The sequence below is a fragment of the Trabulsiella guamensis ATCC 49490 genome, assembly GCF_000734965.1.
Taxonomy (GTDB): domain Bacteria; phylum Pseudomonadota; class Gammaproteobacteria; order Enterobacterales; family Enterobacteriaceae; genus Trabulsiella; species Trabulsiella guamensis.
This window is the reverse complement of record NZ_JMTB01000099.1, coordinates 42,423-62,344: the sequence shown is the minus strand read 5'-3', so window position 1 is coordinate 62,344 and position 19,922 is coordinate 42,423. Positions and strand designations below refer to the sequence as shown.

15 protein-coding genes and 1 pseudogene are annotated in these 19,922 nt (G+C 59.1%); 7 read left to right on the top strand and 9 right to left on the bottom strand.

What is annotated here, in order from left to right; translation table 11 throughout:
• The 3 genes and pseudogenes from GTGU_RS25815 to entC all read right to left on the bottom strand — a co-directional run.
• Window positions 1-117, bottom strand: a pseudogene (locus GTGU_RS25815) (isochorismatase); the annotation flags it as partial.
• Window positions 118-130: 13 nt separating this feature from the next.
• Window positions 131-1,741, bottom strand: coding sequence for a (2,3-dihydroxybenzoyl)adenylate synthase EntE (gene entE, locus GTGU_RS16440; RefSeq protein WP_038159403.1), 1,611 nt, complete (start codon window positions 1,739-1,741; stop codon window positions 131-133).
• Window positions 1,742-1,750: 9 nt separating this feature from the next.
• Window positions 1,751-2,926, bottom strand: coding sequence for an isochorismate synthase EntC (gene entC, locus GTGU_RS16435; protein WP_038159401.1), 1,176 nt, complete (start codon window positions 2,924-2,926; stop codon window positions 1,751-1,753).
• Between the two features lie 203 nt (window positions 2,927-3,129).
• Here entC and fepB point away from each other — a divergent pair, with 203 nt between their 5' ends.
• Window positions 3,130-4,077, top strand: a complete 948-nt coding sequence (fepB, locus tag GTGU_RS16430) for a Fe2+-enterobactin ABC transporter substrate-binding protein (RefSeq protein ID WP_211252875.1) — start codon at window positions 3,130-3,132, stop codon at window positions 4,075-4,077.
• Here fepB and entS read toward each other — a convergent pair.
• Window positions 4,067-5,299, bottom strand: a complete 1,233-nt coding sequence (gene entS, locus GTGU_RS16425; protein ID WP_038159405.1) for an enterobactin transporter EntS — start codon at window positions 5,297-5,299, stop codon at window positions 4,067-4,069. The two genes, fepB and entS, sit on opposite strands and share 11 nt — an antisense overlap.
• A 110-nt stretch (window positions 5,300-5,409) precedes the next feature.
• Between entS and fepD the strand changes: the two genes are divergently transcribed.
• From fepD to fepC, 3 genes are read left to right on the top strand one after another with little or no spacing between them, the layout of a single operon-like run.
• The gene (gene fepD, locus GTGU_RS16420) at window positions 5,410-6,417 is read left to right on the top strand and encodes a Fe(3+)-siderophore ABC transporter permease (RefSeq protein WP_038159399.1); all 1,008 of its coding nucleotides are present in this window, start codon (window positions 5,410-5,412) and stop codon (window positions 6,415-6,417) included.
• Window positions 6,414-7,406, top strand: a complete 993-nt coding sequence (gene fepG, locus GTGU_RS16415) for an iron-enterobactin ABC transporter permease (RefSeq protein WP_038159397.1) — start codon at window positions 6,414-6,416, stop codon at window positions 7,404-7,406. The genes fepD and fepG overlap by 4 nt, the downstream gene beginning before the upstream one ends.
• Entirely contained in the window at window positions 7,403-8,203 is an 801-nt protein-coding gene (fepC, locus tag GTGU_RS16410) for an iron-enterobactin ABC transporter ATP-binding protein (protein ID WP_038159395.1), read from the top strand. The genes fepG and fepC overlap by 4 nt, the downstream gene beginning before the upstream one ends.
• Window positions 8,204-8,215: 12 nt before the next feature.
• Here the strand turns inward: fepC and entF are convergent, their stop codons facing one another.
• From entF to fes, 3 genes are read right to left on the bottom strand one after another with little or no spacing between them, the layout of a single operon-like run.
• Complete coding sequence (gene entF / locus GTGU_RS16405) at window positions 8,216-12,085, bottom strand: enterobactin non-ribosomal peptide synthetase EntF (RefSeq protein WP_038159394.1); 3,870 nt, start codon at window positions 12,083-12,085, stop codon at window positions 8,216-8,218.
• Window positions 12,078-12,299: an MbtH family protein gene (locus tag GTGU_RS16400; RefSeq protein ID WP_038159392.1), complete on the bottom strand. Its 222-nt coding sequence runs from the start codon at window positions 12,297-12,299 to the stop codon at window positions 12,078-12,080. Before GTGU_RS16400 ends, entF begins: the two co-directional genes overlap by 8 nt.
• Before the next feature lie 18 nt (window positions 12,300-12,317).
• Window positions 12,318-13,532 carry an enterochelin esterase gene (gene fes / locus GTGU_RS16395; protein WP_038159390.1) on the bottom strand — a complete coding sequence of 405 codons (1,215 nt, stop codon included), beginning with the start codon at window positions 13,530-13,532 and terminating at the stop codon, window positions 12,318-12,320.
• Between the two features lie 135 nt (window positions 13,533-13,667).
• Here fes and GTGU_RS16390 point away from each other — a divergent pair, with 135 nt between their 5' ends.
• Both GTGU_RS16390 and entD read left to right on the top strand, forming a co-directional pair.
• Window positions 13,668-15,908 (top strand): TonB-dependent siderophore receptor, encoded by a 2,241-nt coding sequence (locus tag GTGU_RS16390; RefSeq protein WP_038159386.1) that lies wholly within the window; start codon window positions 13,668-13,670, stop codon window positions 15,906-15,908.
• A 47-nt stretch (window positions 15,909-15,955) separates the two neighbouring features.
• Complete coding sequence (gene entD, locus GTGU_RS16385) at window positions 15,956-16,612, top strand: enterobactin synthase subunit EntD (RefSeq protein WP_038159383.1); 657 nt, start codon at window positions 15,956-15,958, stop codon at window positions 16,610-16,612.
• On the opposite strand, the gene GTGU_RS16380 is transcribed toward entD, so the two are convergent.
• Window positions 16,590-17,537, bottom strand: a complete 948-nt coding sequence (locus GTGU_RS16380) for a transketolase family protein (protein ID WP_038159381.1) — start codon at window positions 17,535-17,537, stop codon at window positions 16,590-16,592. The two genes, entD and GTGU_RS16380, sit on opposite strands and share 23 nt — an antisense overlap.
• Window positions 17,530-18,360, bottom strand: a complete 831-nt coding sequence (locus GTGU_RS16375; protein WP_038159378.1) for a transketolase — start codon at window positions 18,358-18,360, stop codon at window positions 17,530-17,532. The genes GTGU_RS16380 and GTGU_RS16375 overlap by 8 nt, the downstream gene beginning before the upstream one ends.
• Window positions 18,361-18,724: 364 nt before the next feature.
• Here GTGU_RS16375 and GTGU_RS16370 point away from each other — a divergent pair, with 364 nt between their 5' ends.
• Window positions 18,725-19,675 carry a sugar-binding transcriptional regulator gene (locus GTGU_RS16370; protein WP_038159376.1) on the top strand — a complete coding sequence of 317 codons (951 nt, stop codon included), beginning with the start codon at window positions 18,725-18,727 and terminating at the stop codon, window positions 19,673-19,675.
• The last annotated feature ends 247 nt before the right edge of the window (window positions 19,676-19,922 follow it).

Sequence of the window (19,922 nt, the reverse complement as noted above, 5' to 3'; positions counted from 1 at the left end):
TGCATGTCGTGGATCAGCACGCGCCGCACGTTCGGGTTCAAACGCCCAGTCGACTTTGTTCGTCGGAATGTCGCTGGCGGCAGGCAGGGCATAGGCCTGCAGTTTTGGAATGGTCATGCGTTTGTCTCCTTCAGGTCAGGGGGCGCTCCGCCAGCCACTGACGCAGTTTTTTCTTATCCACTTTACCGACCGGCGTCAGCGGCAGCGCGTCCACGCAGGCCACGCGATCCGGCAGTTTGAATTCCGCGACGCCCTGCTCGCGCAAGAAACGTCGTACGGCCACCGCGCGCAGCGGCGCAGTCACTACCAGATACGCGCAGCTTTTCTCGCCCAGCAGGCTGTCTTCCATGCTCACCAGCGCGGCATGGATCACTGACGCATGGCGCAGCAACAGGTTTTCGATCTCCTCTGCGGCAATCTTTTCGCCGCCGCGGTTGATCTGATCTTTTTCGCGCCCCTGAACGGTGATGTACCCGGCTTCGTCAATGGAAATGAGGTCGCCAGAGCTGTAAAAGCCGTTTGCATCAAACGCCTGCGCGTTATGCTCAGGGCTGCGGTAATAGCCACGAAACGTGTACGGGCCGCGCGTCATCAGGCGTCCGACTTCTCCCTGGGGCAACGGGTTGCCATGTTCATCCGCCACCCACACTTCGTCATCGGGGCTCATCGGGCAGCCCTGAGTATTGAAGATGCGCTCCGGCGGATCATCGAGGCGGGTGTAGTTCACCAGTCCTTCCGCCATACCGAACACCTGCTGCAACTGACAACCAATTTCCGCCGGAATGCGGGCGGCAAGCGTGGCGGACAATCGCGCGCCTCCCACCTGCAACAGCCGTAATGAACGTAACGACACATGACTGCCCCCCTCGCTAATCGCCTGTAACCACAGGCTGACCGCCGGAGGCACCAGCGCTGTCACGTTAATCTGATGCCGTTCAATCAGCGGGAAACAGAGTGTCGCGCTCGGATCGCTTGCCAGCACCACACACCCTCCTGCCAGAAAGACGCCGAGCGCGCCAGGGGAACTCAACGGATAGTTATGTGCCGCAGGCAGCGCGCAGAGATAACGCGTTTGCGCATCGAAATGACAGATCTCGTTACTGCGGCGAATACTGTAGTAGTAGTCATTGTGTGTGCGGGGGATTAGTTTCGGCGTACCGGTGCTGCCACCGGAGAGCTGGAAAAACGCCACTTCATCGGCAGGTGTTGGCGTCGCGACAAATCCCGTTGCCGGTTGTGCAATGGCGGTTTCCAGCGCGTGGTCGCCGTGGTCGTGACGCAATAACACCTGTCGAACCGAGCGATGTTCTTCGACAAACGTATTGAGAAACGCGTCATCGGCAAACAACGGATGATCCCGGTCAGCAATCAACACCGCGGGTTCAATCTGTAATGCGTAAGCGTTGAGTTCGCTGCGCTGATGGCTGAATAACGCGTTCACCGGCGCGACGCCGAGGCGCAGCAGGGCAAACAGCGTGATATAGAATTCCACGACATTTCCCAGTTGAACCAGTGCGGTTTCGCCCTGTTTCAGCCCCTGACGTTGCAATTGAGCTGCCAGATTGTCTGCCGCCTGATGTAACTGGCGGTAGCTGACGTGGCGTTCCCCGTCGATGACCGCCGTCGCATCGCTGTCGGCGTGGCGGGTCAGAATGTCGGTCAACGGCAGATCCAGCCAGTAGCCTTTTTGCCGGTAGCGGGCGGCTGCCTCGTCCGGCCAATGGGTGAAGGGAACAGGCATTGTCTTTCCTTAATGCAAGCCAAAAACGTTCAGCATGGTAGTGAGTTTCACGCCGGTTTCGCGCCACTCGGAAAGGGGTGACGAGGCAGGCACTATCCCTGCGCCGGCAAACAGACGGACCCGATTTTCCCGCACGCGGGCGCAACGGATTGTCACCACCCATTCGCCGTTGCCTTCGTCGTCGCACCAGCCGACGATGCCGCCGAACAGTTCGCGTTCAAACGGCTCCAGCTCAGCAATCAGGCGTTTTGCGGTCTGATGCGGGAAACCGCTTAGCGCCGGCGTCGGATGCAGCAGACAGGCCAGTGACAACGCATTTTCTTCCTCACGCGCCACCCCTTCGATGGGCGTTGCCAGATGCCAGAGCGTCGGCGTGGTCATCAGTTGCGGGGAATCCGGCATCGCCAGCATTTTGCTGCGTGGTGCCAGCACGGCTTTCATCGCCTGGGTCACCAGGTCGTGCTCGTGGCGATCTTTCTCCGACGCCAGCAGCTTGTTGCCCGCTTCGCGATCCAGCATGTCGTCCGGCTGACGACGCGCCGATCCAGCCAGCGGCAGCGAGCTGTAGTGCTCACCCTCTTTGCGCAGCAGCAGTTCCGGGCTGGCGCCCAGCAGCACACCGCCATCCGGCAGCGGGATGTGAAAGTTATAGCTCGCCGGATTCTGCGCGATCAGCCGTTCCAGCAGCGCTCCGCTGTTGAGCGGCGTATCGGTCGAAATATCGATCAGCCGGGAAAGCACGACTTTATCCAACTCCGGTGTGGCGGTACGCTCCGCCGCATGCACCACCATCGTCATAAACGTCTCCTGAGCGGGAATGTCCTGGCGTGCGGTGACGTTGATTTCCGGTAGCGCGGCAGCGTAACGAGCCGAATGCTGCTTATGCGTGCGGGAAAAGGTTTGCCAGCTTTCCGGAATGTACAGCGCGGAAGGCTGTGTGGTATCAAACGGGATCGCCCCGACCATTACTGGCTTGCGGATCCCGGCGGCTTTTGCGTCGCTGAAAGCGGTGGTTACGCTTCGCTGGAAGGTGCTGTTGAGGTTGCCCCCGTCCTCCGGCGGTGTGGTGATGCGGCGAAAACAGCCGGACGCGGTAAAACTGCGGTAAGGCGACATGAATAAAAAGCCATCGGACGACAGCGTCGTCGTCTCATCCAGCACATCCTCAGCCATTGACGTTTCCATATCATCCTCCAAAAACGATAAAGACATTAATAATGATTATCATTTGTATTTTGGTTCGGTAAGCTAAAAGTAATTGCGCGGGATGTCAACCAGTCCGGCAACGTCTTGTGCGTCAAATGCTTGCAACCGCCACGACGACTTGTGAAAATGAGACGCATTTACTTCCATAAAAAACAGGAACCTTATCCGTGAAATTCCCTTCGATGTGGCGCCATACCCTGTTGATTTCCGGCCTCTGGCTTTTCGGATTAGCCTCAACCTGCGCGGCGGACTGGCCGCGACAGGTAACCGACAGCCGGGGCACACAAATGCTGGAGCACAAGCCGATGCGCATTGTCTCCACCAGCGTCACCCTCACCGGTTCCCTGCTGGCGATTGACGCTCCGGTGGTCGCCAGCGGGGCCACCACCCCCAATAACCGCGTCGCCGACGATCAGGGGTTTCTGCGTCAGTGGGGTGATGTCGCAAAATCACGCAAGCTCACGCGACTGTATATCGGCGAACCCAGCGCGGAAGCCGTGGCCGCACAAATGCCGGATCTGATCCTCATCAGCGCCACGGGCGGCGATTCTGCCATCACGCTTTACGATCAGCTCTCCGCTATCGCCCCGACGCTTATCATCAATTACGACGATAAAAGCTGGCAGGAACTGCTGGTGCAACTCGGCACCCTCACGGGTCAGGAAAAAGAGGCCGCTGAGCGCATTGCCAGCTTTAATCAACAGCTGGCGGCAGTGAAAAAACAGATGACCCTGCCGCCGCAACCGGTCAGCGCACTGGTTTATACCGCCGCGGCGCACAGCGCCAATCTGTGGACGGCGGAATCCGCGCAGGGCAAGCTGCTGCGCCAGCTCGGCTTTACCCTCGCGCCACTGCCTGCCGGGCTGCATACCAGCCAGAGCCAGGGTAAACGTCACGACATCCTCCAGCTTGGCGGCGAGAATCTGGCTGCCGGGCTGAACGGTGAATCCCTGTTCCTGTTTGCCGGTGACCAGAAAGATGTTGATGCGATTTACGCTAACCCGCTGCTTGCCCACCTGCCTGCGGTACAGCACAAACAGGTTTACGCACTTGGCACTGAAACCTTCCGCCTCGACTACTACAGCGCCATGCTGGTGCTGCAGCGTCTGGAAAAACGTTTCAGGCAGTGATTTCTCTTCTGAAGGTTCTTAACTCTCTTAACAGACAGGTCAGCAGCACACCGATCAGCGCCAGTGCCCAACCACTGGCGCTGGCGGAGACCACCGGCGTCAGAATGGCACCCATGCCACCGAGCAGTGCTGCGCCAATGGCATCACCAGTGACGTTCTGCGCTGTCCACAATCCGTTAATGCGTCCGAGCATCACTTCCGGCGTTTGCGTCTGGATCAGGGTGTACTGAAACAGCGAACTGATGGCGCTCAGCCAGCCCGCAGACACCAGGCACAGCACGCCGCCAGTCCACGACGGCATCACACTGAACAGCGCAATCGCGATAAATGCCGCGACCGTTGTCAGCAGCATTACCCTGCCCGGTCGTAGTGTCTGCGCCAGCGAGCCGCTGGTCAGCGCGCCCAATGCCGCACCCAGCGGGAGCGCTGCATACAACACACCAATCTGTGACGCAGACATCTGCCAGCCCTGCGCCAGTGCCGGAAAGAGCACGCGCACGGCGCTCGCCATGGTCAGCAAACCGCCCAGCAGCGCAATGCCGCCAATCAGTGGGTTGTGGAACAGAAAGCGGATGCCCGCCAGCAACGAGGCCAGCGGATGCTCACGCGGTTGTGGTGGTGGCGGCAACAGAGGCAGGCGTAGTAAGGTCAGCGTGGTGATAAAAGTGCCGAGTGCCGCCAGCAGGAAATTCCACGCCACGCCGCCGGATGCCAGCAGCAGACCGCCGATCATCGGCGAAATCACCGAGCCCAGGCGCACTGTCAGCATGGTGATTGCCCCCGCCTGCATCAGGTTTTCCCGCCCGACCAGCGCCGGGGTTGCCGCCAGCAACGCGGTTACGCCTAACGACGCGAAAAAACCGTCCCACACACCGAGCAGGTAAATCGCCAGCAGCGACGGCTCCGGCAGCAGTGCGTTCAGCCACAATCCCAGAAAACCGATGCCGCAGGTGCCACGCGCCAGCAGGATCAGTTTCTTACGTTCATGACGATCCGCCAGCACGCCGCCCGCCATCAGTCCGATAAACATCGCGCTGCCGGTCATCGTCACCGACAACCCCACCTGCCAGGTGGAGTGGGTCATCATCTGGATCTGCACCGGGATTGCCACTCCCAGCAACCCAAGCGACAAAATCGAAATAAAGCGGGCAATAAACACGGCGCGATACGCCGGATGTGTTTTCAGCAGGCTCAGATTGAGCAGCCAGGATTGTCGATTCATAACAGTGCCTTGAATGATTTTCATACCCATTCCGGGGTGGCTCATGTTAACATAATCAAATAATATCGATAACGATAATTACTATCATTATCATACTCATGGATGTATTTATGACATGTGCGAAAACCGCGATGCGCGCCGTTGCCGTGCCCGGTTTGTTGATCCTTTTAGTGTCTGCCGCAGTGCTCAGCCTGCTTATCGGGGCGAAACCGCTGCCCTTTGGTGTGATTACCGATGCGCTGTCAGGTACCTGTCAGACTGCTGACTGCATCATCGTCCTCGACGCACGCCTGCCACGAACTCTCGCCGGGCTGCTGGCAGGCAGTGCGCTGGGGCTGGCCGGAGCACTGATGCAAACCCTGACCCGTAACCCGCTCGCCGATCCGGGTATTCTTGGCGTCAATTCAGGCGCCAGTTTCGCCATCGTACTCGGTGCGGCGCTGCTCGGTTTTTCTTCGCCGCAGGAGCAACTGATGATGGCCTTCAGCGGTGCGCTGGCCGCATCGCTGCTGGTGGCATTTACCGGTAGCCAGGGTGGCGGGCAGCTCAGCCCGGTTCGCCTGACGCTGGCGGGCGTTGCCCTCGGCGCGGTGCTGGAAGGGTTGTCCAGCGGCATCGCCCTGCTCAACCCGGACGTTTACGACCAGTTGCGTTTCTGGCAGGCCGGTTCACTGGATATCCGTACGCTGCACACGCTGAAAGTGGTCGTGCTGCCGGTATTGATTGCCGGTACTGTGGCGCTCAGCCTGAGCCGTTCACTAAACAGTCTGAGCCTCGGTGCCGATACCGCCACCGCGCTGGGCAGCCGCGTCGCGCGCGCGCAACTCATCGGCCTGCTGGCGATTGCCGTGCTGAGCGGCAGCGCCACCGCGCTTGTCGGCCCCATCGCTTTTATCGGCCTGATGATGCCGCACATGGCGCGCTGGCTGGTGGGCGCTGATCACCGCTGGTCGCTCCCCGTCACGCTGCTCGCCACGCCTGCCCTGCTGCTGTGCGCCGATATTCTCGGTCGTCTGCTGGTTCCCGGTGAACTGCGGGTATCAGTGGTCAGCGCCTTTATTGGCGCGCCGGTACTGATCTGGCTGGTACGTCGCCAGCCGAAAGGAGGTGCGAGATGATCGCCCCTCCCCGTCGGTTAATATTGAGTTGTGCGCTGCTGGTTACCGCCAGTCTGACGATGGCACTGTGGAGCTTGCGCAGCGGCGCGGTCACGCTGGAGCTGAATCAGGTGATAGCCGCCCTGACTGGTGATGCGCCGCGCAATGTCGCGCTGATCGTGACCGAATGGCGGTTGCCGCGCGTGTTGATGGCGCTGCTGACAGGCGCCGCGCTCGGCGTCAGCGGCGCCATATTTCAGTCGCTGATGCGCAACCCCCTCGGCAGTCCGGATGTGATGGGCTTTAATACGGGGGCCTGGAGCGGCGTGCTGGTGGCGATGGTGCTGTTCGGCCAACAGTTGACCGCCATCGCGCTGGCAGCGATGGTCGGCGGCGTACTCACCTCACTGGTGGTCTGGGCGCTGGCATGGCGCAACGGCATCGATACCTTCCGCCTGATTATCATCGGCATCGGCATTCGTGCGATGCTCATCGCATTTAATACCTGGCTGCTGTTGCGCGCCTCGCTTGAGACGGCGCTGTCAGCGGGGTTGTGGAACGCCGGATCGCTGAACGGTCTCACCTGGGCGAAAACCTGGCCATCCGCGCCGCTGATCATCCTCGCGCTGCTCTGCGCTGCGTTGCTGGTACGGCGGATGCGCCTGCTGGAAATGGGCGATGACATCGCCTGTGCGCTTGGCGTGCGGGTCGAACGTTCCCGGCTGTTGCTGATGCTGGTTGCGGTGATCTTAACCGCCGCGGCTACCGCGCTGACAGGACCGATTTCCTTTATCGCGCTGGTCGCGCCCCACATCGCCAGACGCTTCAGTGGCACCGCCCGCTGGGGGCTGACGCAATCGGCACTGTGCGGCGCGCTGCTGCTGACGCTGGCGGATTTCTGCGCTCAGCAGTTGTTTTTACCGTACCAGCTTCCGGTGGGCGTAGTGACCGTCAGCCTCGGCGGCATCTATCTCATTGTGTTGTTAATTCAGGAGTCCCGCAAAACATGATCGAGACCACAGCCCGTCTGCGCGGCGACCAGTTAACCCTCGCTTACGGCAAGAAAACCATTGCCGAACAGCTCAGCGTCGCCATTCCCGACGGCCACTTCACGGCAATCATCGGCCCGAACGGCTGCGGGAAATCGACGCTGCTGCGCACCCTGAGCCGCCTGATGACGCCGTCGCACGGTCACGTCTGGCTGGATGGCGAGCACATTCAGCATTACCCCAGCAAAGAAGTGGCGCGGCGTATCGGTCTGCTGGCGCAAAACGCCACCACGCCGGGTGATATCACTGTGCAGGAACTGGTGGCGCGCGGGCGATACCCCCATCAGCCGCTGTTCACCCGCTGGCGTAAAGAAGATGATGACGCGGTGACACGGGCGATGCAGGCCACCGGCATTACTGACCTGGCGCAACAAAGCGTGGATACCCTTTCCGGCGGCCAACGGCAGCGGGCGTGGATCGCTATGGTGCTGGCGCAGGAAACCGCCATCATGCTGCTGGATGAACCTACCACCTGGCTGGATATCAGCCATCAGATCGATCTACTGGAATTACTCAGTGAACTGAATCATGAGAAAGGTTACACGCTGGCGGCGGTGCTGCACGACCTCAACCAGGCCTGCCGCTACGCGACGCATATCATCGCCCTGCGTGACGGGAAAATTGTGGCGGAAGGCGCGCCGAAGACGATCATCACCGCCGGGCTGATTGAGGCTATCTACGGCCTGCGCTGCACTATTATTGACGATCCGGTAGCCGGCACACCGCTGGTGGTGCCTCTGGGTAAACGGGGGCGCTAAGCCCCCTGTGAATTAGCCTAAAATCTCGCGCAACACCGGGCCAATCTTTGCAAACGCCTGCGCAGAGATAATCTCCACGTGGGCGCAATCCTGACGGTATACCTCCAGCGCTTTCACCCACGGCGCCCAGGCGCGTTGCGGATCCATCCCCTCCGGCAGCGTTTTTTCCGCCACAAACAGCGTCGCGGTGCCGTCAAACGGCATGCTGTGGGCGGTAGTCAGCAAACGCACCGCATCGGCATAGTTGCCTTCGATGGCGCTGAACAGCGCGTCAGATCCCTGCCCCTGTTGCGCGGCAATAAACGCCTCGCGCTCGCGGGCGATTTCCGCCAGCACTTCCGGATCGAGACCGTTAGCCTCTTTTTCCGCCCAGTTTTGCGTTTCCGGCGGCCAGGTGTCGAGCAGGCCTAAAAACGCGACGGTTTCCCCGCGCTGACGCAAACGGGCGGCGATACCCTGCGCCAGCGTCCCGCCAAGCGAATAGCCGAACAGGTAATACGGGCCTCGCGGCTGCTGCGCCAGCAGTGTATTCAGATGCTGTTCGCAGACCTCGTCAAGGGTTGCGGCGGTCTCCATCGGGCCTGCCGGGCGCGGCGACTGAATGCCGGTAATGTTCCAGTGCTCACGCAGATAGCGCGCCAGAACGCTGAACTGCCACGCAAAACCGGAAGCCGGATGGAAGCAGAACAGCGTCGGGCCGCGACTTTCCCGCAACGGTAACACCGTCTCAAACCCCAGCCGCTGCGTCTGTGCATTATCCTCTGCGCTCAGCAACGCGCCCAGTGCCGCCACCGTGGACGCCACCATGATCTGCCCGGGCGTCACCTGCCGGGCAAAGGTACGGCTCAGTTGCGCCGCCAGCTGCATCGCCAGCAGCGAATGCCCGCCGAGGGCGAAGAAATCCGCATCAACGTCGTTAACCTCGCAACCCAGTAATGCGCTGAAGGCCTGCGCGACAGTGGATTCAGTACCCGGCAGCGGCGCGCGTCCGGTCGTGGCGGAAACCTGTTGCGGCAACGGTAGCGCTTTGCGATCCAGTTTGCCGTTGGCACTGAGCGGCAGCGCATCCAGTTGCAGCAGCACCACAGGCACCATGTGCGGCGGCAGTTGTTTACGCAGTTGCTCCTGCAACGCGCGAGTATCCAGCGGTAATCCGGAAGCAGAGATCAAATAACCTACCAGTTGGCGCGCATCGCCGCCGGTTGCCGCCGCCTGGTTAAACACGCAGGCATGGGCCACTGCCTGCGCAACGTCCGGCAGGGTTGATAACACTCGGTCGATTTCCCCCAGTTCGATACGCTGACCGCGAATTTTCAGTTGATCATCACTGCGACCGAGATACTCCACCGCGCCGTTATCCAGCCAGCGCGCCACATCACCGGTGCGGTACATGCGCTCGCCGGGAACAAATGGATCAGCGATAAACCGGCTGGCGGTTAAGTCCGGCCTGCCCAGATACCCCTGCGCCAGTTGAATGCCGGTGAGATAGAGATCCCCTGCCACCCCCGGCGGTACCGGACGCATCATCGCATCAAGAATGCGCAGCCCGGTATTCCACACCGGGAAGCCAATCGGCACACTGTTGCCGGTCACTGCGGCCAGTTCTACTCCGCAAGCCGGATACCAGCTGACATCCACCGCCGCTTCCGTCGGGCCGTAGAGGTTATGCAGCGGCACGCCGGTGAGCTGTTCCCATTCCCGACACAACACGGTGGGCAACGCTTCGCCGCTACAGAACACCCGTCTCAGGCTCCGACAACAATCACGGTTTTCCGACGTCAGCGAGGCGACAAACGCCGCCAGCATCGACGGGACAAAATGGGTGGTGGTGATGCCGTAGTGACAGAAAAATTGCTGCATCGCCAGGGGGTCGCGGTGCGCTTCCGGCTCCGCCATTACCAGCCTTGCGCCCGCAATAAACGGCCACCAGAACTCCCATACCGAGACGTCAAAACTGCACGGCGTTTTCTGCGCCACCACGTCATCCGGCGTCAGCGGATAGTGATCCTGCATCCACAGCAGACGGTTCACGATGGCGGTCTGCCCGACCATCACCCCTTTCGGGCGCCCCGTCGAGCCAGAGGTAAAAATGATGTACGCAGTGTGCTCCGGGCGGGACAGCGCCAGGGCCGCGCCGCCCGAGGCTGGCAACAGCTCGTTGTAGCACAACGCGTCGATGCCGGAAAAACGCGACAGTTGATCGGCAGAGGTGATCAACAATGACGGCTGCGCATCGTCCAGCATCATGTGCAGACGGTCGTCCGGGTAGCCGGTATCCAGCGGTAGCCAGGCCGCACCGGCTTCGACGATACCGTGCAGCGCCAGGGTCAGAAAGACGGAACGCGGCAACGCCACCGCCACGCTGTCGCCAGGCTTCACGCCGCGTTCGCGTAATAGTATCGCCAGCGCCACGACCTGCTCGCGCATCTCGCGATAGCTTAACTGCCAGCGGGCATCCACCAACGCTGTGGCATCCGGCGTTTTCACGGCCTGCGCCGCCACCAGTGCGCTGAGCGTGGTTTCCGGCAGCATCATGCCGGTATCGTTAATCGCCGTCAGTCGCTGAACTTCATTGGCTGACAGGAGTTCAACCTCACCGCAGCGCAATGCCGGGTTCGCCGCAAACTGGCTGAGCATCGCCGTCAGACGGTCAACGTGGGTCGTGAGTGTTGCGTGATCATAGCGCTGTTTACTGGCGAGAATTTCAATGGACAAGCCGCCACTGTCATCCGGGAACAGCGCCAGTTCGAGATCGTTGACCGGGCCGGTGGCAAGCGTATGGGTTGTCGCGCGGATTCCCGGTAAATCGAGCTGATAGTCAAACATTTTGACGTTCAGCACCGGGCCAAACAGCGGTTCATCGCCTGCTGCTTTGCCGCTGTCACGAACAATCTGCTCGGCGTCGTAACGCTGATGGCGGCGCATTTTCTTCAGTTGTGCCGCAAGTCGTTGCGCCAGTTGTGGCAGGGTTTCTGCCGCATCAAGCTGAACCGCCATCGGCAGCACGTTGAGCACCGGACCGGTCGCGGTCAGTGCCGCCGAGCCTATGCGACGCATAAAAATAAACCCGGCGGCGTATTCCATGCGCCCGCATAGCCGGCCGAGCCACAGCGTGACCAGCGCCAGTGCCAGATCCGCGCGCTGGCACTCCGCCGCCGCGTTTGCCAGCTGGCTGAACGCCTGGCGATCAGCAGTCAGATGCAACCGCCAGATGGCAGTCGTCTCCGCGCGCCCTGGTAACGGCAGCGGAGAGAGCGACGCCGGAGACGGCAATGCCGCACGCTGTTGTGCCCAGAATTGTTTGTCGCGCTGATACGCCTCGCTGCGCGCATACTGCTGATACTCCTCCACCACTTCCGCAAACGGTGTAAACGGCGAGGCTGGCGTCGGCTCGCCCAGCTGCCAGGCACGGTAAATTGCCGCGATCTGGCGGGTGATCGCCGGAAAACTGAAACCATCTACCAGTAAATGGTGATAGCGCTGATACCAGTACCAGTGATTGTCAGCAATGCGGAACAGGGTGTGCATCACCAGGGGGTTGCCGCTGTCGACGCGCAGGTTCTGATTCAGGTCAGCCTGCATCATTGCCAGCGCTGCGGCATGCGGTTGCGCCTCAGCACGCACATCGATAACCGCCGGGGCGGCAAACGTCAGCGTCTCGTCCAGCCACTGACTAATAACGCCGTCCTGCTCGCGAAACCGCATGCGCAGCGTGTCGGCCTGTATCATTCCGGCGATAATCGCCTGACTGAGCCGCGCAACATCCAGCTCGCCGCGCAGTTCAACGTAATGCGCCACACTCCATGCGTTCGGCAACGTGGAAAGTTGCTCAGCCATCCAGATCCCTGGCTGTGCCGCTACCAGCGGTAAGTACTTACTCATGATCGCGTCCTGGAGTGGAGTAATGGGCGGGGTTTAACATGGTCACACGCGCTGTCAGCCAGGCGTTGCACTGTTCTGCGGATTGCGGTTCGCAGACCGCCAGCCAGCCGACGGGTATCGCGCACTGTTGCGGCCACAGGCAATACTGCTGCTGCGCGTTACGCAGAATGTAAAACTGCCCCTGAGGATCGTCGAAAGGGTTCGTGCCTTGCATAGCAAACTCCTGTAGGTGTCAGCGTCCAGTGGTGAGCATTGGTTGCCAGAGCGCGATCAACCCGGCGGTCAGTCCGCCCCGCCAGCACAGCGCATCATGCCCGCCATCCACCGGTCGCCAGAGCACCTGTTGCGCGGTGGCCTGTAGCTGAGCTAACAGCGCCTGACTGGCGCGAAAGATCACCGGTTCGCGTTCGCCCGCTTCCAGCCAGATGCGTAAACTGTGCGGCGACACCTCGCCGCGTCTGAGTTGTTCGGGTATCGCGCCCGCCTGCTGCCCGTCGCGATGCGGCCACCAGAAAGAACCTGACTGGCTCAGCACGCAGCCAAAACGCTGCGGCCAGTGCAGTCCGGCATACATCGCCGCCAGACCGCCAAAACTCTGCCCCGCCACCACTGTCCGTTCAGGATCATCGCTGAATGGCACCACCGTCCGCACCTGCGACAGTAACTCCTGCTGCACCGCCTGCCAGAAATCAGCGTTACACGGTAGTTCCCGGCCACGGGTGGCGGTGTCGAGCGCGTCAATCAGCACATACACCGCTGGCGGCAGTTCGCCCCGCTGCGTCAGCGCCGCCAGCGCAGGCCACACAGGCTGGCTTTTCGCCCAGAACTGACCGTCGAGCAGTATGGCCAGCGGACGCGTGACGTCGTTATCGTTGCCGGTGGTGAAGACCCACACCCGGCGCGTGTTGTGCAATATCGGGCTGCGCCAGGCGAGTTGTACAGGGGGCGTATACGCAGGCGAAGGCAGATCCCAGCCGGGTTGCACCGGCGCATCCGGCATCTCCAGCACCGAAACGGCATGACCTCGCCCACCCGTCCAGCCCTGCGGATTGCGCGGATCGGCAATTGCCAGTGGCAGCAGTTTCCGCCAGCCGTCACGCAGCGCATTGCGCTCCGGCGTACCGCTGAACACGTCGGGGGAAAAATCGTCGTCACGTTCGGAAGGGATAAAACAGTAAGTGCCGCGCCAGTGAGCGGGCAGCACCGTCTGCCACTGCCAGACATCAGTGCCGGGCAGGCGTGCCAGAGTTTGCGGTGTAGCGGTCTGGTGATGGTCAGTGACGCCGGTGATGTAAATCCACACCCGGCGGATGGCGGAGGTTTGCTCAGTACCGGCTGGATCGCGCCACCAGAACGTGACGCGATAACCGTCACCTTCCGGCTGCCATTGCGGGCCTTTTTTCTCTGCCCACCATCTTTCACTACCTGCCGTTAACATCTCCGCCACATTAACCTCATGTTTATTCTGTATTTTGTGGTATCGCGCAAAATATACTGATAATACTATTGATAACTATTTTCATTTGCAATAGCGTAATGCCGCGCGTTTTTTAATTCAGACCTTTCACATCGGGAATAAAAAATGAATAACAAGATCAAATCCCTGGCCTTGTTGGTCAATCTGGGAATTTACGGGGTTGCATTACCTTTGCACGCAGAAGAGGCCGTCGACGAGAAAACCGCGTCAGCGGAAGAGACGATGGTGGTCACTGCGGCACAACAAAACCTTCAGGCACCGGGTGTGTCTACCATCACCGCCGACGAAATCCGCAAAAATCCGGCGGCACGTGATGTCTCTGAGATCATCCGCACCATGCCGGGCGTGAACCTCACGGGGAACTCCACCAGCGGTCAGCGCGGCAACAACCGGCAAATCGACATCCGCGGGATGGGACCGGAGAATACGCTGATTCTGATTGACGGCAAACCGGTCACCAGCCGCAACGCCGTGCGTCTTGGCTGGCGTGGCGAGCGTGACACCCGTGGCGACACTGGCTGGGTGCCGCCGGAGATGATCGAGCGTATAGAAGTGATCCGTGGCCCGGCCGCTGCTCGTTACGGCAATGGTGCAGCGGGTGGCGTGGTGAATATCATCACCAAAAAGGGCGACAACGAATGGCATGGCTCGTGGAATACCTATTTCAACGCACCAGAGCATAAAGATGAAGGCGCCACTAAACGCACCAACTTCAGCCTGAACGGCCCGTTGGGTGGCGATTTCAGCTTCCGTCTGTACGGCAACCTCGACAAAACCCAGGCTGATGCGTGGGATATCAACCAGGGACACCAGTCAGAACGTACCGGGATTTATGCCGACACTCTGCCCGCCGGGCGTGAAGGGGTGATCAACAAAGATATTAACGGCGTGGTGCGCTGGGACTTTGCGCCGATGAATTCGCTGGAGTTTGAAGCCGGTTACAGCCGCCAGGGCAACCTCTACGCGGGCGATACGCAGAACACCAACAGCAACGATCTGGTGAAAGAGAACTACGGCAAAGAGACCAACCGTCTTTACCGCCAGAATTACTCGCTCACCTGGAATGGCGGCTGGGATAACGGCATCACCACCAGTAACTGGGTGCAGTACGAGCACACTCGCAACTCGCGTAAGGGCGAAGGGCTGGCAGGCGGCACCGAAGGGATTTTCAGCAGCAATAAATTCGTGGATATCGATCTTTCCGACCTGATGCTGCACAGTGAAGTCAATCTTCCGCTGGATCTCCTGGTCAACCAGAACCTGACGCTGGGCAGCGAGTGGAATCAGCAGCGCATGAAAGACATGGCGTCTAACACCCAGGCGTTCCTGGGCGGCAATATTCCGGGTTCGAGCAGTACCGACCGCAGCCCCTATTCGCAGGCAGAAATCTTCTCGCTGTTTGCCGAAGACAACATGGAGCTGACCGATTCCACCATGCTGACCCCGGCACTGCGTTTTGATCATCACAGCATCGTCGGCAACAACTGGAGCCCGTCGCTGAACCTGTCACAAGGGCTTGGCGATGATTTCACGCTAAAAATGGGTATCGCCCGCGCCTACAAAGCGCCGAGTCTCTACCAGACCAACCCGAACTATATTCTGTACAGCAAAGGCCAGGGCTGCTACGCCAGCGGCACCGGCGTGGGTTGCTACATGATGGGTAATGACGATCTTAAAGCGGAAACCAGCATCAACAAAGAAATCGGTCTGGAGTTCAAGCGTGACGGCTGGTTAGCAGGCGTGACCTGGTTCCGTAACGACTATCGCAATAAGATCGAAGCGGGCTATGCGCCAATAAGCCAGACGTCGAAAGGCACGACTCAAACCGATATCTATCAGTGGGAAAACGTGCCGAAAGCGGTAGTGGAAGGGCTGGAAGGCACTCTGAACGTGCCGGTCACCGACACGGTGAACTGGACCAACAACATCACGTACATGTTGCAGAGTAAAAACAAAGAGACCGGCGACCGCCTGTCGATTATTCCGGAGTACACGCTGAACTCGACGCTGAGCTGGCAGGTGCATCAGGATGTTTCTCTGCAATCCACCTTCACGTGGTACGGCAAGCAACAGCCGAAGAAATACAACTACAAGGGTCAGCCGGTCACCGGATCGGAGACCAATGAAGTCAGCCCGTACAGCATCGTCGGCCTGAGCGCGACCTGGGACGTCACCAAAAACGTCAGCCTGACCGGCGGCGTGGACAACGTCTTCGATAAACGCCACTGGCGTGCCGGGAATGCCCAGACTACGGGCGGCAGCACAGGCTATATGTATGGCGCCGGCGCGGAAACCTATAACGAGTCCGGCCGTACGTGGTACATGAGCGTCAACACGCACTTCTGATAACCCTTCGCCCTCTCTCTCCTGGGAGAGGGCATACGGAGACAGCCATGCATGTTCAGCACCACGTGTTTCCCTTTGCCGGTTGCCTCATCCATCAGATCGATTTTGACCCCTCTACGTTTCACCCGGACGATCTACTCTGGCTTCCTCATCACGCACAGCTTCAGCAGGCGAGCCGTAAACGCCAGGCCGAACATCTGGCAGGGCGAATCGCCGCCGCGCACGCCATCAACGCATTAACCGGACACGCCACAGTACCGGGCATCGGGCCGCAGCGCGAACCGCGCTGGCCGCCGGGCATTCAGGGCAGCATCAGCCATTGCGGTCAGCAGGCGCTGGCTGTCGTCAATGAAAATGAAACGGCGCTGGTGGGGATTGATGCGGAGAGTGTGCTTCGTGAAACGCAAGCACAAGAAATCTGGCAGAGTGTAATAAAGGAAAGCGAATGCCAGCGTCTGGCATCGCTGCCCTTTCCGCTGGGCGTGACGCTGGCGTTCAGCGCCAAAGAGAGTCTGTATAAGGCCCTGCACCGTCGCGTCAACCGGCTGTTCGGGTTTGCCAGCGCGGAGGTGATAGCTGTTACGCCACACACCATGACGCTGGCGCTGACGGCGCCTCTGGCGAGTTTCGCCAAAGACACCGTCTTCACCCTTTACTGGCAGCAGGAGGGCAACCGGGTGCTCACCCTGCTTTGTGCAGCATAGCCTCCGCCTGTGCGGCAATGCTCGCGGCATCAAAACCATGGCGCTGACGCAAATAGGCACGATCCGACGCCGCCGCATATTCGCCGTCAGGAATACCCAACCGCTTGAGCGTGGCAGGCAGTGCGGATTCAGCCATCACTTCCGCCACCAGACTCCCCAGACCACCATTGATATTGTGTTCTTCAACCGTAATCACCGCCTGGCAGCCGGACAGCGCTGCGCGTAATGCTTCGGTGTCGCAGGGACGAATGGACGGCACGCTAATCACTTTCGCCTGAACGCCCGCGTCCGCCAGCCGCGTGGCGGCATCGACGATTTCATGTACTGTGGAGCCTGTCGCCACCAGCGCGATATCACGCCCTTCACGCAGTGTTACCACCGCGCCCGGCGTAAAATGATAGCTTTCATCATACAGTTCCGGCAGGGCTTTACCGTCCATGCGGATGTAGACCGGGCCAACGTAGCCCAGCGCATACTCAATAATCTGTCGGCATTCCAGCGGCGACGACGGGGCGAAAATCTGGATGCGGCCAAAACCACGCATCACTGCGAGATCATCTATAGAGTGGTGAGTGCTTGCTAACGGGCCGTAGCTGCCCCCGGCGTTCAGGCCAAACAGCTTGACGTTGGTGTTGTTGTAGCAAATATCGACTTTGATTTGTTCGTTGGCGCGAGAGATTAAAAACGGCGCCGCATTACAGGTCACCGCCACTTTACCGCCCAGCGCCAGCCCGGCGGCAGTGCCGACCATGCTCTGCTCGGCAATCCCGACGTTGACCACCCGACCGGGAAACTTCTGCATGAACGGAGAAATCTTCGCTGTGGAGGTGGAGTCCGCGACCACCGGTACCAGGTCAATCCCCTGCTCTACCGCGTCGATAAACGCCTGCACCATCACATTCGCCAGATGTTCTGCATTACTCATCTTTCAGTTCCTCCAGAGCCAGCTCAATCTCATCACCTTTCGGTACCCTGTGGTGCCACTCAGGGCGCCCCTGGATAAAGGAAATGCCTGCACCTTTGGTGGTATTGGCGATAATCACGTTCGGTTTCCCTTCCTGCTTCAGCCCTTCAAGCGCCGCCACCACGGAGGCCATATCGTTGCCCTGGCATTCGGTCACCTGCATGCCAAAAGCGCGCCATTTGTCTGCCAGCGGATCAGTGTTCATGATGTCGCGTGTGGCACCGGCCAGCTGGAGATTGTTCTTGTCGTTGATGATGACGATGTTATCCAGGCCGTAATGCGCCGCCGCCAGCGCCGCTTCCCAGTTGCTACCCTCGGCAAGCTCACCGTCGCCGGTAATGAGGAAAATGCGGCGACGGCTGTTGTCGCGTTTTGCCGCCAGCGCCAGCCCGACCGCTACCGGCAGACCGTGACCTAATGCGCCGGTATTGAGTTCAATGCCTGGTGTTTTTTGCCGTACCGGGTGGCCAGGAAGATGAGAATCAGCATGCTGATAGGTTGCCAGCCAGTCGACCGGGAAAAAACCCGCCTCGGCCAGTACACAGTAGTAGCACCCCACCGCATGCCCTTTTGACTGGATGTAAATATCCCGCTCGCTATCTTCAGTGCGGTCAGGCGCGACATTCAGAATGCGAAAATAGAGCGCGGTCAGCAGTTCAACCTGCGACAGATCCGCCCCGGTGTGACCGCCTGCCGGGCTGTTGGCATTCAACCTGACGATGTGCCGCCGTACGGCACGTGCTTTGCGCTCCAGCGCTTCAATATCATAGTTATAGGGATTCATTTAATACCTCTGAATTTAATTTCAATATGGAATATTTATTCCAGCAGGGACTAAAAAAACCAGAAATCCCCCGACAACGCACGACAGGACTGACGCCGTTGGAACGTATTCAGGTACATTCTGCCTCCTCCCCACCCGGCACCGCAGTACCCGGCGTATTTTCTGTTGACCCTGAACCACCTTGAATATATATTCACAAATGATTCTTTATTCAATTATGGTATCACTGTTGAGAAATTGTCCATAGCTGTTTTAGAGGATTGGTGAAAATTTGCGTTGCATCACACTTAAGCGTGCTTTTTTGTCGCGTAACGTGATGGGCTCAAACATAATGGCTGCAGTTAACGACTCTCTGGGGATCTACATGGCTAAGCAGGATGAACAACGGCTATTGGTGAAAATCGCTACCCTTTACTATCTGGAAGGACGCAAACAGTCCGATATCGCTCAACTTCTCTCGCTTTCTCAGTCATTTGTCTCCCGGGCGATCACCCGCTGCCAGAAAGAAGGCGTGGTGAAAATCAGTGTAGTTCAGCCGTCCAATATTTTTCTTAACCTGGAAAAAGGGATTGAAGATCGTTTTGGCATCAAACAGGCCGTGGTGGTCGATACCGAAGAGGACGCAACCGATCACACCCTCAAGCGTGCTATTGGCTCCGCGGCGGCGCACTATCTGGAAACCCGTTTGCGGCCAAAAGATCTGGTTGGCGTCTCGTCATGGAGTTCTACCATTCGCGCGATGGTGGATGAAGTCCACACGCAGAATCTCAAAGCGGGCGGCGTGATCCAGTTACTTGGTGGTGTCGGCCCGAACGGCAACGTGCAGGCGACGATTCTGACGCAAACCCTCGCCCAGCAACTGAACTGCAACGCCTGGCTGCTCCCGTCGCAGAGCATTGAAGGGTCAGTGCAGGAGAAAAACCGGCTGATCGCCAGCAAAGATGTGGCCGATGTGATTGCCCGTTTTGATGAAGTTGATATTGCCATCGTCGGTATCGGCATTCTCGAACCGTCGCAACTGCTGAAAACGTCAGGAAACTATTACGGCGAAGAGATGCTGCATGTACTGGCGGAACGCGGCGCGGTGGGTGACATCTGCCTGCACTACTACGACAAGCAAGGTAACGCGGTGTTAACGGATGATGAAGATCCGGTCATCGGCATGGCGCTGGAAACGATTAAAAAATGCCCAAATGTTATCGCCCTGGCGGGTGGCATTGATAAGGTTGGCGCTATCAAAGGGGCGCTCACGGGGGGCTATATTGATGTTTTAATCACCGATTATCCGACCGCCAGAGAGCTGATGAAATCCTGATTTTCACTCCCCGTCTTATTCTCCCGCCTTTGTGTGCTCAAAAAAAGCGCAAAGGCGGAATCCATAAAGCAACGATTTTTCAATAAGTTACAAGACAGTTTTTCTTCATGTTTTTCCTGGTGCTTACCTTTTCTTTGTGATGATAAATGTGATTATCAGCACAAATGATGATTTTGCCTGTGGCTCGCCCGTATGAATCTGGCTAAGGTATTAAATAAATAATCAACACCGAATATATATTCAGTGA

What these genes read in the sequence shown, in the direction of transcription:
- entE (WP_038159403.1), bottom strand. Translation starts at nt 1,741, where the DNA reads ATGCCTGTTCCCTTCACCCATTGGCCGGACGAGGCAGCCGCCCGCTAC.
- entC (WP_038159401.1), bottom strand. Translation starts at nt 2,926, where the DNA reads ATGGAAACGTCAATGGCTGAGGATGTGCTGGATGAGACGACGACGCTG.
- fepB (WP_211252875.1), top strand. Translation starts at nt 3,130, where the DNA reads ATGTGGCGCCATACCCTGTTGATTTCCGGCCTCTGGCTTTTCGGATTA.
- entS (WP_038159405.1), bottom strand. Translation starts at nt 5,299, where the DNA reads ATGAATCGACAATCCTGGCTGCTCAATCTGAGCCTGCTGAAAACACAT.
- fepD (WP_038159399.1), top strand. Translation starts at nt 5,410, where the DNA reads ATGACATGTGCGAAAACCGCGATGCGCGCCGTTGCCGTGCCCGGTTTG.
- fepG (WP_038159397.1), top strand. Translation starts at nt 6,414, where the DNA reads ATGATCGCCCCTCCCCGTCGGTTAATATTGAGTTGTGCGCTGCTGGTT.
- fepC (WP_038159395.1), top strand. Translation starts at nt 7,403, where the DNA reads ATGATCGAGACCACAGCCCGTCTGCGCGGCGACCAGTTAACCCTCGCT.
- entF (WP_038159394.1), bottom strand. Translation starts at nt 12,085, where the DNA reads ATGAGTAAGTACTTACCGCTGGTAGCGGCACAGCCAGGGATCTGGATG.
- GTGU_RS16400 (WP_038159392.1), bottom strand. Translation starts at nt 12,299, where the DNA reads ATGCAAGGCACGAACCCTTTCGACGATCCTCAGGGGCAGTTTTACATT.
- GTGU_RS16390 (WP_038159386.1), top strand. Translation starts at nt 13,668, where the DNA reads ATGAATAACAAGATCAAATCCCTGGCCTTGTTGGTCAATCTGGGAATT.
- entD (WP_038159383.1), top strand. Translation starts at nt 15,956, where the DNA reads ATGCATGTTCAGCACCACGTGTTTCCCTTTGCCGGTTGCCTCATCCAT.
- GTGU_RS16380 (WP_038159381.1), bottom strand. Translation starts at nt 17,537, where the DNA reads ATGAGTAATGCAGAACATCTGGCGAATGTGATGGTGCAGGCGTTTATC.
- GTGU_RS16375 (WP_038159378.1), bottom strand. Translation starts at nt 18,360, where the DNA reads ATGAATCCCTATAACTATGATATTGAAGCGCTGGAGCGCAAAGCACGT.
- GTGU_RS16370 (WP_038159376.1), top strand. Translation starts at nt 18,725, where the DNA reads ATGGCTAAGCAGGATGAACAACGGCTATTGGTGAAAATCGCTACCCTT.